This window comes from Undibacterium sp. Ji42W (genome assembly GCF_049340405.1).
Lineage (GTDB): Bacteria > Pseudomonadota > Gammaproteobacteria > Burkholderiales > Burkholderiaceae_D > Undibacterium.
Genome location: NZ_JBMPOV010000002.1, coordinates 12,436 through 26,705, shown reverse-complemented (window position 1 = coordinate 26,705; position 14,270 = coordinate 12,436). Strand labels below are relative to the sequence as shown.

Annotated in this window: 16 protein-coding genes; 11 read left to right on the top strand and 5 right to left on the bottom strand. The window is 53.8% G+C overall.

Features of this window, described 5'->3' with window-relative positions; translation table 11 throughout:
- Positions 1-11 precede the first annotated feature (11 nt).
- Genes phnD through ACO0LG_RS03450 form a run of 3 tightly spaced genes read left to right on the top strand, consistent with a single transcriptional unit; the run spans position 12 to position 2,395 of the window.
- The gene (phnD, locus tag ACO0LG_RS03460; protein ID WP_423023357.1) at positions 12-992 is read left to right on the top strand and encodes a phosphonate ABC transporter substrate-binding protein; all 981 of its coding nucleotides are present in this window, start codon (positions 12-14) and stop codon (positions 990-992) included.
- A gap of 4 nt (positions 993-996) precedes the next feature.
- Entirely contained in the window at positions 997-1,806 is an 810-nt protein-coding gene (phnE, locus tag ACO0LG_RS03455) for a phosphonate ABC transporter, permease protein PhnE (protein ID WP_423023355.1), read from the top strand.
- A gap of 10 nt (positions 1,807-1,816) precedes the next feature.
- Complete coding sequence (locus tag ACO0LG_RS03450) at positions 1,817-2,395, top strand: HD domain-containing protein (RefSeq protein WP_423023353.1); 579 nt, start codon at positions 1,817-1,819, stop codon at positions 2,393-2,395.
- A gap of 47 nt (positions 2,396-2,442) precedes the next feature.
- Here ACO0LG_RS03450 and phnN read toward each other — a convergent pair whose 3' ends face one another.
- A complete protein-coding gene (phnN, locus tag ACO0LG_RS03445) occupies positions 2,443-3,738 on the bottom strand; it encodes a phosphonate metabolism protein/1,5-bisphosphokinase (PRPP-forming) PhnN (RefSeq protein WP_423023351.1) in 1,296 nt (431 codons plus the stop codon).
- Positions 3,708-4,916, bottom strand: coding sequence for an alpha-D-ribose 1-methylphosphonate 5-triphosphate diphosphatase (locus ACO0LG_RS03440; protein WP_423023349.1), 1,209 nt, complete (start codon positions 4,914-4,916; stop codon positions 3,708-3,710). The genes phnN and ACO0LG_RS03440 overlap by 31 nt, the downstream gene beginning before the upstream one ends.
- Positions 4,917-5,034: 118 nt before the next feature.
- Here ACO0LG_RS03440 and phnG point away from each other — a divergent pair, with 118 nt between their 5' ends.
- From phnG to ACO0LG_RS03405, 7 genes are read left to right on the top strand one after another with little or no spacing between them, the layout of a single operon-like run.
- Entirely contained in the window at positions 5,035-5,502 is a 468-nt protein-coding gene (gene phnG, locus ACO0LG_RS03435) for a phosphonate C-P lyase system protein PhnG (RefSeq protein WP_423023347.1), read from the top strand.
- Positions 5,499-6,146, top strand: a complete 648-nt coding sequence (phnH, locus tag ACO0LG_RS03430; RefSeq protein ID WP_423023345.1) for a phosphonate C-P lyase system protein PhnH — start codon at positions 5,499-5,501, stop codon at positions 6,144-6,146. The genes phnG and phnH overlap by 4 nt, the downstream gene beginning before the upstream one ends.
- Positions 6,137-7,300 (top strand): carbon-phosphorus lyase complex subunit PhnI, encoded by a 1,164-nt coding sequence (locus tag ACO0LG_RS03425; RefSeq protein ID WP_423023343.1) that lies wholly within the window; start codon positions 6,137-6,139, stop codon positions 7,298-7,300. Before phnH ends, ACO0LG_RS03425 begins: the two co-directional genes overlap by 10 nt.
- A 17-nt stretch (positions 7,301-7,317) precedes the next feature.
- Entirely contained in the window at positions 7,318-8,217 is a 900-nt protein-coding gene (locus tag ACO0LG_RS03420) for an alpha-D-ribose 1-methylphosphonate 5-phosphate C-P-lyase PhnJ (protein ID WP_423023341.1), read from the top strand.
- Complete coding sequence (gene phnK / locus ACO0LG_RS03415; protein ID WP_423023339.1) at positions 8,214-9,020, top strand: phosphonate C-P lyase system protein PhnK; 807 nt, start codon at positions 8,214-8,216, stop codon at positions 9,018-9,020. Before ACO0LG_RS03420 ends, phnK begins: the two co-directional genes overlap by 4 nt.
- Positions 9,021-9,027: 7 nt before the next feature.
- A complete protein-coding gene (gene phnL / locus ACO0LG_RS03410; protein ID WP_423023337.1) occupies positions 9,028-9,747 on the top strand; it encodes a phosphonate C-P lyase system protein PhnL in 720 nt (239 codons plus the stop codon).
- A complete protein-coding gene (locus ACO0LG_RS03405; protein WP_423023335.1) occupies positions 9,744-10,889 on the top strand; it encodes an alpha-D-ribose 1-methylphosphonate 5-triphosphate diphosphatase in 1,146 nt (381 codons plus the stop codon). The genes phnL and ACO0LG_RS03405 overlap by 4 nt, the downstream gene beginning before the upstream one ends.
- Before the next feature lie 64 nt (positions 10,890-10,953).
- Here the strand turns inward: ACO0LG_RS03405 and ACO0LG_RS03400 are convergent, their stop codons facing one another.
- From ACO0LG_RS03400 to ACO0LG_RS03390, 3 genes are read right to left on the bottom strand one after another with little or no spacing between them, the layout of a single operon-like run.
- Positions 10,954-11,892: an alpha/beta hydrolase gene (locus tag ACO0LG_RS03400; protein ID WP_423023333.1), complete on the bottom strand. Its 939-nt coding sequence runs from the start codon at positions 11,890-11,892 to the stop codon at positions 10,954-10,956.
- Positions 11,889-12,353: a hypothetical protein gene (locus ACO0LG_RS03395; RefSeq protein ID WP_423023331.1), complete on the bottom strand. Its 465-nt coding sequence runs from the start codon at positions 12,351-12,353 to the stop codon at positions 11,889-11,891. Before ACO0LG_RS03395 ends, ACO0LG_RS03400 begins: the two co-directional genes overlap by 4 nt.
- 10 nt (positions 12,354-12,363) lie before the next feature.
- Positions 12,364-13,251, bottom strand: coding sequence for an NmrA family NAD(P)-binding protein (locus ACO0LG_RS03390; RefSeq protein ID WP_423023329.1), 888 nt, complete (start codon positions 13,249-13,251; stop codon positions 12,364-12,366).
- A gap of 109 nt (positions 13,252-13,360) precedes the next feature.
- On the opposite strand from ACO0LG_RS03390, the gene ACO0LG_RS03385 reads away from it, so the two are divergent.
- Positions 13,361-14,245 (top strand): LysR substrate-binding domain-containing protein, encoded by an 885-nt coding sequence (locus ACO0LG_RS03385; protein ID WP_423023327.1) that lies wholly within the window; start codon positions 13,361-13,363, stop codon positions 14,243-14,245.
- Positions 14,246-14,270: the final 25 nt, after the last annotated feature.

The window sequence follows — 14,270 nt, the reverse complement described above, 5'->3', positions numbered from 1 at the left end:
GGAGTATTTCCATGTTTCGTCAATTCGTGCGCAGTCTGACCCTGGGCCTGGTGATGGCCGCAACTGCTAATGCTGTCATGGCAGAAGATGCAGTCAAGACTTTGAACTTTGGCCTCATTTCTACCGAGTCTTCACAAAACCTGAAACAGGACTGGCAGCCGGTGCTGGATGACATGAGCAAGAAGCTGGGCATCAAGGTCACTGCCTTCTTCGCTTCTGACTATGCGGGCGTCATTGAAGGCATGCGTTTCAATAAAGTGCAGTTCGCCTGGCTAGGGAATAAATCGGCTATCGAAGCTGTTGACCGTGCCAACTCTGAAGTGTTTGCGCAGATGGTGAATGCTGACGGTACTCTCGGTTATTACAGCATGATCAGCGTGCACAAGGACAGCTCCTATCAAACCATGGAAGATGTCTTGAAAAATGCCAAGAATATGAATTTTGGCATAGGTGATCCTAATTCCACTTCCGGCTTTCTGGTACCCAGCTATTATGTGTTTGCACAAAATAATGTGAATCCAAAAACAGCTTTCAAGACTGTACGCGGTGCCAATCATGAAACCAATATCCTCGCGGTTGCCAACAAACAGGTAGATGCCGCCGTGCACAGTTCTGATACGCTGGACCGCATCAAGGCGCGCCAGCCAGAAACAGCCAGCCAATTGCGCCAGGTCTGGAAATCTCCTTTGATCGCTGCTGACCCCCTGGTATGGCGCAAGGACTTGCCAGCCGATATGAAAAACAAGATCAAGGACTTTTTTGTCAACTACGGCAAAACTGGCCCTGATGCCGCGCGTGAAAAAGCACAACTGGCTAAGCTGACTTTGGGTGGTTTCCAGGATTCCAGCAATGCCCAATTGAAGCCTGTACGCCAGCTTGAATTGTTCAAAGAAAAAGTCAAGATAGAAGCAGACGTTGCCCTGAATGCGGATGAAAAGAAAGCCAAGCTCGATGACATCAACCGCAAGCTCAACGACATCGCCAAGTCTTGATAGCATGAACAGCACACCAACAGTCCGCCCGCAAGCCATCATGAATTTGCCGGAAGCACCAAAGCGTGACACCGGTAAATTACTGGTCTGGGGCATAGTCCTCGCCATACTTGCCATGTCCTGGCAAGGCGCTGACATGCGACCGCTGGAATTACTGCGCGACAGCGGCAATATGCTGACCTATGCCGCCAGCTTTTTCCCACCAGACTTCCATGAATGGCGTATCTACTTGCAAGAGCTGTTAGTGACTTTGCAGATCGCCGCCTGGGGCACTGCGCTGGCCGTAGTCTGTTCCATCCCCCTGGGTTTGCTGAGTTCATCGAATATTGCGCCAGCCTGGGTCAGCCAGCCCGTACGCCGCCTGATGGATGCTGCACGCGCCATCAATGAGATGGTGTTTGCCATGCTGTTCGTCGTGGCAGTTGGCCTTGGCCCTTTTGCTGGTGTGCTGGCCTTGTTCGTGCATACCACGGGCATCTTGTCCAAGCTGTTTTCTGAAGCAGTCGAGGCGATAGACCCGCAACCGGTAGAAGGCATACGTGCTACTGGTGCGCATGCTTTGGAAGAGATAGTTTATGGTGTCTTGCCACAAGTCATGCCGTTGTGGGTGTCATTTGCGCTGTACCGCTTTGAATCAAATGTACGCTCCGCCACAGTCGTTGGAATGGTTGGTGCCGGTGGCATAGGCGTGATCCTTTGGGAAGTTATACGCGCTTTCCAGTACGCACAAACCTGTGCTGTTTTATTGATGATCGTGCTGACAGTAAGCATGATAGATGTGATTTCTTCCCGTCTCAGAAAAGTCTTCATCTGATATGCCTGATATGCAAACAAAAAATCGCCAAATCGTTCAAGGGATCAATCTCCCGCAAGTCATAGACTGGCTGCAAAACCGTGCCGGTGGTTTGTATGGTGGCGAAGCCATCACCCAACTGGAGCATGCCCTGCAATGCGCCAGCCTGGCCATGGAAGAAGGCGCAAGCGATGCCCTGGTCATTGCTGCGCTCTTGCACGACCTGGCGCATATGGCGGATGATGAAACCGATGAGACCTTTCCACATGGCGAATTGGCAGCCTTGTTGTTGGCAGAATTGTTTGATAGGGATGTGACTGAGCCGATACGCATGCATGTCGATGCCAAGCGCTATCTGTGTGCTGCAGATCCCCTGTACTGGTCAGGCTTATCCCATGCATCGCAACGCAGCCTGATCTGGCAGGGTGGTCCGTTCTCCGTGACGCAAGCGACTGAATTCATAGATCAGGACTATGCCGAACATGCAGTCAGGTTACGTCAGTGGGATGACACGGCAAAAGTGGTTGGTGCAAAAACTGTGGACCTGCAGGTATTCGTCGTGATGATGGAAAAACTGAGTCTGCAATTTGCCCAGGCTGAGACAGTGTAAAGTAACAATGTGCAGTGCATAGCACTGCACACGATGCTGTACCAATTCTATTCTTTAGCAAATATCTTTAACAGCTTTTGCCCCGCTACATGTATAGCTCCGCTATTATCTATGCAGATAATATCCTGATCATCAGGCACCGTAAATTTCAAACCCCGGTCAATCCGGTTCAACAAGGCAGCACCAGATTCACGCTGGCGTTTTTCCACGCGCTGCCTGATTTGCTCAGGATCAGCCACGATCCAGATGATGCACGCCTCCGGGAATAACTGACGCAGTTGTGGCAAATATTCACGCGAACCATTGACGATCACATCCTGTCCGCATTTGAGCTTGGCTTCGATATGCCTGCGTATGCCATAGCATAGACCATTAGCTTGCCATTGCATGCAAAAGTGACCAGCGGCAGCGGCTTGCCAGTAGGCTTCCTGGTTCAAGACTTCATGCGCTTCACTGTCGTGAGCAGGGCGGGTGATAGCCCGCTGCGCAAATTCCAGTGCGGCATTGGCGGGCAGGTTTTCTCTGACCCAGTGTAACAGGGTATCTTTGCCCGCACCTGAAGGACCGACGACAAAGTAAAGACGGCCAGCGGCAGGCAGGGATTTTTGTTGCACCTTGGCCTGGAAAGGAAAACGCATCCAAAAGTTCAAAGGCGCACCTGGCCGTTCTTCACGGAATATCGTCAGCGCATCAATGTCCAGCGGGGTACTCTCTAGCAAGCGCGAGAATTGCTGATCTGCTGCCTTGCGCAAGGCATACTGCGCATCGGCATCCACGTCCAGCAACTCATCGCTGAGTGTCAGGTGGAAGCGATATTCTTCTTCTGTATAGGGATAACCCCATTGCTGCAACAGGGCTTCCTGTCTGGCGCTGAGACCGGCATGGCGCCGCTTGGCCAGATAGGTTGGATCAGGTGCGCGCCTTAGTAAATCGAAATAACTGACGCAGCGCATGGCCAGGGCATTGATCTCGGCTTCATCTCCATGCGGACGCAGTGCCAGGAAATTACCCATCATGCGTACCTGTATTTCCCTGATGCTGATGACAGGCTGCACTTGAGCAAAGGCGCTGGCCATCTGTATCAGGTCTGCTTCCTGAAAACCTTCCAGCAAATTGAACGGGGCTTTCAGGGTCGCATGAAAGCCATAGCGCCTGGCTTCGCTGGTGAGCTGGCTGAGCAGTATATCTGGTACACCATTGATATGTGCTTGTGGTATTTTCCCTGCGTGCATGGGGTCGCGCCCCAGCCAGTGGGCACCCGCTTGCCACCATGGGCTCTCTGGTACCGGGGAAAAGTAGAGGGCATAGCGCATCAGGCGGCCAGTTCCAGCGGCTGTTGACATTGCAGGCGTTGCGGCTCGGCGCAAAATACCAGCTTGCCTGCTGCGATGGTGGCAATCAGGCGTGGGCTGCCGTCGGTCTGTTTCTCTATCATGAGAATGTCGGCACGCTGGCCAGCAGCGATATTGCCTCTGTCATGCAAGCCCAGTACGCGGGCCGGGTTCAGTGACACCAGTTGCCAGGCCTGTGCGAGGCTGCAAACATTTTCCTGCTCAAGGCGGAAAGGCGCATGCAATAAGGCCGGATAGTAATAATCAGATGCCAGCGTGTCACACAAGCCACGGCGCACCGCATCGCTGGCTGACAAACCACCGCAATGGCTGCCACCGAGCAAGACATTCGGTGCGCCCATGACGACATGGTTGCCCAGGGCTTTTGCTGCCTGCAAGGCTTCTTCTGTCTTGGGGAATTCACTGACATCAACGCCCAGTTCCTGGAAGCGTTCTCTGTCCATGCGGGTTTCGTCATCATGCGATGCCATGGCGATACCGTGCTGCCGGCAAGCTGCAGCAAGCTGGCTAATCGCCTGCGCAACTTTGGGTGAACGCAATTGCGCTTTGTGCAGACGTTCCAGGAAACCGGCAACATCGCAACGCGCACGCTCGGCGTAAGCCACCAGTTTTTCTGGAGATGCACTTTTCTTCAGGATGGAAGGCAGGTGTTCATTGAAGGCAAAGAAGGCAATCAGGCCCGACTCTATCCAGTTCAATGCATCATGCAAACCATCGAGATGGTGGTTCTCAAAACGCAGATGTATCAGATGATCGGCATGCACACGGGATTTTTGAGCTGCCACCTGTTCTAATGTGGCCAGTGCTGCTTCACGTCCGCGCAAACCGCCTTCCCATGAAAAGGTCAGGCCGTGACAGGCTGTGGTGATGCCATTGCTGATCAGTTGTCTGTCCGTATCTGCGAAGGCGATGTCGTAGGCAAAGCTCGTGGCCGGGCGCGGTTGTAATTGACGTTCAAAAGCATCACCATGAATATCGACAAGACCGGGTAATACTAGCAAGTCCGTGGCATCAAAAGATTGCTGCCTGCTATTGTGCTGCAAGCCTTTATTGCCTGTGGCTGCAATGCTCAGGCCGTGCAGATATATGCTGTCTTCAGACCAACCGGTATGACCGTCCTGGTCTTGTTGCAGATACTTGCCACCCTGTATTGCGATATGCGTTTCCATCCTGATCCCCTTGGTCGCGATGACAAATCATAAACCCGAAATGTGACTGGAAATTGACAAGAACATTCCAGATCAGATGTCATCAAGACTTCATCTAAGCCTGCTGTAATGTGGGGCTATGAATGCTGACCAAACCCCCAACTCTGCCCAGCAAGAGCGTGCCCGCTGGATGTCCATCCTCGCGAAAGCGCCAGCACCAGACCTGGCTGCCAGTGTGCGCCAATTCGGCCAACTGCCTTCCTATTTATGGTTAAGAAAACCCGAGACTGGCCTCGCCATGGTCAGGGCAAGGACTGGCGGTAGTGGCAGCCAGTTCAACCTCGGTGAAATGTCAGTGACGCGCTGCGCCTTGCGCTTGGCAACGGGCGAAACTGGCGTCGCCTATGTGGCTGGCCGCGACCAGCGTCATGCAGAATGGGCAGCAATTTTTGATGCGCTGATGCAAGGTGAGCACAGACCGGCGGTCGAAGAAAATATTATCAAACCACTGGAGTTATTGTTGCAGCAGAAGCGTGAACAATTACAGGCTGAAGCGCAAGCCACCAGAGTGGAATTCATGACCATGGTCAGAGGAGAAGATGCATGAGCTATTCACCGGACAATACAGCGGCGTCCATGCAGCAACTTTTGCCCGCGTGGGAAGACACGGTGCATGATGCGCAAACAGTTTTTCGCAGTTTGCTGAAAGCTTTGTCTGAGCCTGGCACTATCCAGCGTCTCAAGGTGAGCCTGCAAGCGCCTGCTCCTTTGCATATGGCGACAGCCGCAGCTTGCCTGGCCCTGATGGATTATGAAACCACTGCCTGGCTGGCAGATGAACTCGATAATGATGCGGTGCGCACTTATCTGCGCTTCCATTGCGGCCTGCCGCTGGTACATGAAAAATCCTCAGCAAATTTTGCAGTGCTGAGTAGCTCATTACAGCAACTGGATTTGCAGGGCTTTGCCCAGGGGAGCATGACTTATCCGGACAAATCCGCAACTTTGCTGATACAAGTCGATGATTTTTTGAATGGCACTGAATACCAGCTCACGGGCCCAGGCATCAAGGACAAGCGCAGCATATCTATCAATGGCTTGCCCGCAGATTTTGTCAGCAAGTGGCAAATCAATCATGCCGCCTTCCCACAAGGAGTGGATGTGATTTTTTGCAGTGGCGATGCAGTACTTGGCTTGCCACGCACCAGCAAGATAGCAGCAGTGCAGCCAGAGGAATTGCCATGTACGTAGCCGTCAAAGGTGGCGAGAAAGCCATTGCCCAGTCCTATGAAGCGCTGGCGAAAATGCGACGTGGTGACACGACCGTCCCAGAACTCAGCATAGACCAGATACGCGAACAAATGTCGCTGGCCGTAGCCCGCGTCATGGGTGAGGCTTCGCTGTATGACAAAGACCTGGCAGCACTCGCCATCAAGCAAGCCAGTGGTGATTTGATAGAAGCCATCTTCCTGCTGCGCGCCTACCGCACCACCTTGCCACGCCTGATGGCAACTGTGCCTGTGGACACCGCCAATATGCTGCTGCAAAGACGCATCTCGGCGACCTTCAAGGATGTGCCGGGTGGTCAGGTGTTGGGGGCGACTTATGACTATACCCAGCGTCTGCTGGATTTCTCACTCGCGGCTGAGGCCATGAGTGTTGGTGAGTTTGGGCCTGTGGCGCAGGAAAATACTCAGGCGGAGGCTTGCCCGCGCGTACTCGACTTTTTGAATGCAGAAGGCTTGATCGAGCCTGAACTGATACCTGAAGGTGACCCCGAACCTTTTGACCTGACACGCGAGCCTCTGCAATTCCCTGCCAGCCGCGCCCTGCGCCTGCAAAGCCTCGCCCGTGGTGATGAAGGTTTCTTGTTGGCGCTGGCCTATTCTACGCAGCGCGGTTATGCCCGCAACCATCCCTTTGCTGGCGAGATACGTTATGGCAAGGTCAGAGTACAAGTCGTGCCTGAAGAACTGGGTTTTGCCATAGACATAGGCGAAATCGATATCACCGAATGCCAGATGGTGAACCAGTTCGTCGGCTCGCAAAACGAAGCACCGAAGTTCACTCGCGGTTATGGTCTGGGCTTTGGTCATTGCGAACGCAAGTCGATGGCTATGGGCGTGGTAGACCGCGCCTTGCGTGCCAGTGAGCTGAAAGAAGAGATCACTGCACCAGCACAGATGGAAGAATTCGTGCTCTACCATGCCGACAATGTAGAAGCATCTGGTTTCTTGCAACATCTGAAGCTGCCACATTATGTGGATTTCCAGGCTGAGCTCAGCCTCCTGCGTGGCATACGTGCAAGCATTAATGCCAAGGCTGCTGAAGCTGGCAAGCTTGAAACAACAGATGAACAAGCAGATGAACCAGCCGCTGAAAAATCCGGCAAGAAGGCAGCATGATGATGGAGATGGACACCATGGAAACTCGGGAGTATCAAGAGACCCCAGAGCAAGCCCAAGCCGCGCCTGCCAGGACTGAGCCTGAAGCTGGCTATAATTTTGCCTATCTCGATGAGCAAACCAAGCGCATGATCAGGCGTGCCATTTTGAAAGCAGTTGCCATACCCGGTTACCAGGTACCATTCGGCGGGCGTGAAATGCCCCTGCCTTATGGCTGGGGCACAGGCGGTATACAGGTCACTGCTGCCATCATAGGCCAGGATGATGTCTTGAAAGTCATCGATCAGGGCTCTGACGATACCACCAATGCGGTCAATATACGCCGCTTCTTCCGTCGCACCACGGGTGTGGCAACGACGGAAAAAACCAAGGCGGCGACCGTCATACAAACCCGCCACCGCATCCCGGAAACATCTTTGGCTGAAGGGCAGATCATGGTGTATCAGGTGCCTATCCCTGAACCCCTGCGCTGGCTGGAACCCAGCGAGACTGAGACCCGCAAATACCATGCGATGGCTGACTATGGCCTCATGAGTGTCAAGCTGTATGAAGATATCGCCAGACTGGGCAAGATAGAAACTGCTTATGATTATCCTGTCATCGTCAATGAGCGCTATCTGATGCGCCCTTCACCGATACCCAAGTTTGATAATCCCAAGATGGATAACAATCCCGCCTTGCAATTATTTGGTGCCGGACGCGAAAAACGCATTTATGCCGTGCCACCTTATACACCAGTGAAGAGCCTGGATTTTGAAGATTATCCATTTGAGATAGAACATTGGGATCACCACTGCGCGATGTGCGATGCGAACGACAGCTTCCTTGACGAAGTCATCGTTGATGACCAGGGTTCACGCATGTTTGTTTGCAGCGATACTGATTATTGCCGCGGCCGCAGGGAAGAACGGGCATGAGTAAGATGAATATTGATAAGAATATGGATAACAACGAGCCCTTGCTGCAGGCACGTAATGTCAGTAAATTCTACGGTGGCAAAACGGCTTGCGAACAAGTCAACCTGAGTCTGTATCCCGGTGAAGTGCTGGGCATCGTCGGTGAATCCGGCTCCGGCAAATCCACGCTGTTGAATTGCCTGGCAGGACAATTGCAGCCAGAGCAGGGTGAAGTCTTGTTCAATACCCGTGATGAAGGCCTGGTCGAGTTGTTTACCATCAGCGAGGCTCGTCGCCGCCTGCTGGCACGTACAGACTGGGGCTTTGTCCACCAAAGTGCCAGGGATGGTCTGCGGGTAGAAGTCTCTGCCGGTGCCAATGTCGGTGAAAGACTGATGGCTGTCGGTGCCCGCCATTATGGCCAGATACGTGCCGAGGCACAGGACTGGTTGCATAGGGTGGAAATTGATGCGGCGCGTATCGATGATTTGCCGCGTGATTTCTCGGGCGGCATGCAACAGCGTTTGCAGATTGCCCGTAACCTGGTAACCAAACCGCGCCTGATTTTCATGGATGAACCTACGGCCAGCCTCGACGTGTCAGTACAGGCCCGTCTGCTGGATTTATTGCGCCAGCTGGTTTCGCAATTGCAGGTGGCGGCTGTCATTGTCACGCATGACCTGGCTGTGGCGCGTTTGCTGGCTCACCGCCTCATGGTCATGCGCCAGGGTCAGGTAGTCGAAGAGGGTTTGACTGATCAGGTGCTCGATGATCCGCAACATCCCTATACCCAGTTGCTGGTGTCATCCGTCTTGCAGGCGTGAGGAACACATGTTGAAACGTATCGTAGTTGAAGCTTTGTCCAAAGACTTTACCCTGCATCTGCAAGGTGGACAGGAAATGTCCATCCTGTCAAAAATAGACATGCAGGTAGATGCTGGTGAATGCGTGGTCATCCATGCCCCCTCGGGTGCAGGCAAGAGCACCTTGCTACGCTGCCTGTATGCCAATTACCGCGCCAGCAGTGGCAGCGTGAATATCTGGCACAAGGGTGATGCGGATGAAGGCGCTTGGGTTGATGTGCAATCTGCACCTGCGCAACAGGTGCTGGCAGTCAGGCATAGTACCCTGGGTTTCGTGACCCAGTTCCTGCGCGTGATACCACGCATCAGCACGCTGGATCTGGTGGCAGAGCCCTTGCTCATGCGTGGCGTAGAAAAGCAGGCAGCCTATGAACAGGCAGAAGAATCATTGTCACGGCTGCGCATACCCAAGCGGCTGTGGCAAATCCCGCCTGCGACTTTTTCTGGCGGTGAACAACAGCGTGTGAATATTGCACGCACCATGATTTGCGATTACCCCATACTTTTGCTTGATGAACCTACTGCTTCACTAGATGAAGCCAATCGCGCCACGGTCATCGACATGATCAATGCCGCCCGCGAACGCGGTGCTGCTGTTGTCGGCATCTTCCATGATGAAGTGGTACGACAGGCGCTGGCGACCAGAATTTTTTCCATTCCCGTAGCAGTCTCTTTGGTGGCAGCATGATGAACAGAATAGAAAACGCACAAATTGTGTTGGCCGATGAAGTCATCAGCGGCTCCATGCTGGTAGAGCAGGGCAGGATAGCTGACCTGGCAGAAGCAGCGCGGGCTTCCAGTGTCACTGCTACAGATGACTGGCAGGGTGATTATCTCTTGCCTGGCATGGTAGAACTGCATACCGACAATCTGGAAAAGCACCTGATGCCACGTCCCAAGGTAGTCTGGCCTACACTAGCTGCTATTTTGGCCCACGATGCCCAGATTGCTGCATCCGGCATCACGACCGTGCTTGATGCGATTTCAGTCGGCGATATCGACTCTGACAGCCTGCGCAATGACACTCTCGAATCATGCACCCAAGGTTTGCGTATGGCCGCAGACTCAGGCATTTTGCGGGCCGATCACTTCCTGCACATGCGTCTGGAGCTGGCGGAAGAAGGCTTGCTGGACATGTTTGCCCCTTATCTGCATGACGAACGCCTGAAGCTGGTTTCGCTCATGGACCATACGCCCGGCCAAAGGCAATGGACAGACCTGACGCATTACCGTGTCTATGTATCTGGCAAGCGTGGCTGGAGCGAAGAAAAAGTCGATTCCATGCTGGAGCGTTTGCTGCTCAGGCAAGTCGCTTATGCAGCCTCCAACCGCCGCGCCATCGTCGCTAGTTGCCGTGAACTGGATGTGCCTGTACCGCTGGCTACCCATGATGATACGACAGTAGAGCATGTGGCCGAGGGCGTCGATGATGGTGTGACGATATCTGAATTCCCGACCACCGTTGCTGCTGCCAGCGCTGCCCGTGAACAGGGCCTGGGCATCATCATGGGTGCACCGAATATGGTGCGCGGTGGTTCACATTCCGGCAATGTCTCGGCAGCAGAACTGGCGCGCCTGGATTTGCTGGATGTACTGTCTTCAGACTATGTACCAGCCAGCCTCTTGCATGCAGCTTTTCTGCTGCAAAATGAAGGCTACAGCTTGCCCAAGGCGGTAGCCACCGTGACGCGTAATCCGGCACGCATGATAGGCCTGCACGACAGAGGTGAGATTGCAGTTGGCTTGCGTGCTGACTTTTTACGCGTGCGTGTAGTGCGTGGCATTCCTGTTGTCATGGGCGTCTGGAAAGCGGGTAACAGGATTGCCTGAGTTATCAGGGACATATGCTGACTGGTGATCATCGTTTCAATGCTGTTGCTGCAAATTATTGTGCTTACATTAAATGCTGGCGCAAAAAATTACCAATATCGTCCAGTGCCTCACGGGCGGCTATCAGTGATGACAGGCTGGCGGGAAAGACATGCGTCATCCCTTCCCATACATGTGCCTCAGCCGTTCCGCCTGCCGCGCTGAGTACTTGCGCATAGCGGATCGCATCGTCCATCAGCACTTCGTCTGCCCCAACATGCAGCCTGACAGGGGCGAGTCCTTCATGCCGGGCAAACAAGGCAGAAACCAGAGGATCTTTGGTCTCGACGCTCTGATTGCCCAGATACAGCACGGCAGCCTTGGCCAACACTTCGCGGCTCAATAATGGATCATATGCAGCCCTTGTGCTCATCGATGCACCAGACAGGCTTAGGTCGGTCCAGGGTGACATGACTGCCGCACAAACTGGTGGTGTCAGACCTGCTGTTCCGGCAAGCTCTTGCAAACGGGACAGCACGGCCAGCGCCAATCCACCACCTGCAGAATCGCCTACCAGGGCGATATGGCGGTAGCCCAGCGCAATCAAGCCCTTGTAAGCTGTGATGGCATCTTCCAAAGCACCAGGGAAATGATGCTCAGGTGCCAGGCGATAATCGGGTACGAAGGCTTCAACGCCAGTGCGGGCGGCGATCTGAGCAGCCAGGTTCTGGTAAGCAGCGGATGAGCCCAGCACATAGCCACCGCCATGCAGGTACAAGATGGCTGCATCATTTTGCGCACCAGCAGGGCGGCACCACACGCCTGGTATGCCGGCAACGCTGAATGGCTCATAGTCAACTGCATCTGCATCCGGCACTTGGCTCATCAGAACATCAAAGCCAGGGCGCGCTTCGGGTGTTAGTTCAAGTTTCGGGGCTGATGCGAGTGCCGCACGGAGGTCCGCCATGAAGGCACGATCCTGATCATGTTGTTGATGATGAATGACGGTGTTATCTGATTTCATAATGCATCCCTTAAAGCACTGATCAAAGCAATGGGTGTGACGACGAGCGATAAGATTCCACCAAAAACAGCCTTTAACATCACAAACTGACCCAGTATTAAAACAATCGCCCCCTGTGCTGGCCCCAGAACGGCGTAGGCCGCCGTACAGATAGTCGTGACAATGACACCCGTTACTGTGCTTCGCAAAAATACATTGCGCGGCAAGCTATGCTTGCTTTCCAGTGCTTGCAGCTTCCCATTACTGCGACGCTGGTGGGTTAACAAGGACGGTATCAGCGAGCTCATAAAGGCAACCGCGAAGCTTTGCGGCATGATATCCAGAACAACCTTACGGCTTCCCAAATCGATATGGGTGTCCGATTGAAAAAACAGGAACGCAAACGCGATACCGAGAACAACACTGAATACCGTATTGATTGCAGTTTCCCTGGCAATGTACGAGTTATGCTTGGTTGTCATACCCATGTCCTTAGCGAGAGTTAACCAAAGATTGGGCCTGTGCCAGCTCGGTGAAATAGGCTTTCAGACTGCGGGGTTCCCTGCCCAGGATTGCCCGCAAAGTCAGCGAGTTGCCTTGCAAACCATGCCTGTCGTAATACGCATACATAGCGCGCAGCATCTGCGTGGGTCGTGCGGCATCTGGCAAATGAACCATGGCTGCCCATTGCTCAAATGAAGGTGTAGCTGACTTGACTTCGCGTCCCAGCACTTCGCTCATGATGCTTACCACATGGTCACGGTCGGTATTTTCGCCTGCGGTCAGCTCAAACGTGCCATAGGCCAGGGCATCGCTGGTCAATGCGAGCGCGGCCACTTCGGCTACATCGCGATAATCCACCCGGCCCAGGGTTGAAGTGCTTGAAAACGGCTCGGCAAATACGCCATGTTCGGCTGCCACTGGCAGGGCTGGTGCCATGTTTTGATAGAAAACACCAGGTTGCAACAAGGTATACTGTATGCCAGCACGGATCAGGGCTTCTTCCACCGCTGGCTTGCCATTATGATTGGCCAGTTGACTAATGACCGGGTGAATTGCTCCAGAGAATACAAAGCGGAGCACACCTGCTGCTTTGGCAGCTTCAACCAGTTGTACGCCAACCTGCGCTTCGTCTTGCAGAAAAGCTGGAGCCAGATAAAAAACGCCATCTACACCTTGCAGGGCAGACTCAATCGCAGCACGGTCGCTCAGATCGCCGATGGCGATTTCTGTCGCGCCATTCGCACGCGCCTCTTCCACTTTTTCCGGATGACGGACCAGGCCACGCACAATGGCGCCGCGTTTGACCAGTTCAGGGACAACCAGGCCAGCAAATTTACCAGCGGCACCGACAGCGAGAATACGATTTAATGTAGTCATGATATTTTCCTATTTGTTGTTGTTCGGAAGAGAACAGTGCCATCTTGACCGTAACAATCGACTGGAAAAATAGTAATATCGCACATAGACTCGTAAATAGGATTAACGAATGGACCGTTTTGCCGCTATCAGCACCTTTGTCAAAGTGGTAGAGAAGGGGAGCTTTGCCGCTGCCGCTGACGCTACCAACCTGTCGGCACCGATGGTGGGCAATCACATACGCTATCTCGAAGCGCATCTGGGCGGCCTGCTGCTGAACCGGACAACGCGCCGTCAGAAGCTGACTGAACTTGGCATGGCTTTTTATGAGCGCTGCAAGACCATCATGGCCGAACTGGAGGGCGCGGAAGCCGACGCCCTTGGCCTGCATGCTGCACCGCGCGGCATATTGCGAGTGACGGCACCACATTCGATAGGCTCGGTGGTGCTGCCAGCGATCATCACGGCATATCTTGAAAAACATCCCGAAGTCGAGATTGAGTTAGTCCTCAATGACAGTCGGGTAGATTTATTGGATCAGGGGTTTGATGTAGCGATACGCGGTGGTGAATTACCCGATTCGGGCCTCATAGGCCGCTCGCTGGCGCCTTTGCGGCTGGTGCCGTGTGCCTCGCCAGCCTACATAGCGCGTTGTGGTGAACCTGAAATATTGGCTGATCTGGCCCTGCACCAATGCGTTGATTTTACTGGCTCATCGACGCCGGGCGTGTGGTTTTTCGTTCAGGCTACTGGCCAGGTACCTGTATCGGTACGTGGACGCTTGCGCGTCAATAGTGGCCACTCGCAACGTGCTGCGGCATTGGGCGGGCTTGGCATCGCCCTGTTGGCCGAGGTTTTGGTGAGTAACGATCTGCTCACGGGAAAGCTGGTGAGAGTGCTGCCGCATGAAACGCCGCTCAGCCGCCCCTTACATGTATTGATGCTACCAAACCGCCGCCCTAGCGCCAAGATCCGCAGCTTTGTCGATTTTCTGGCGACGGAGCTGAAATCCTAGCGCTTGATTAAGTGAGTTGTATCAG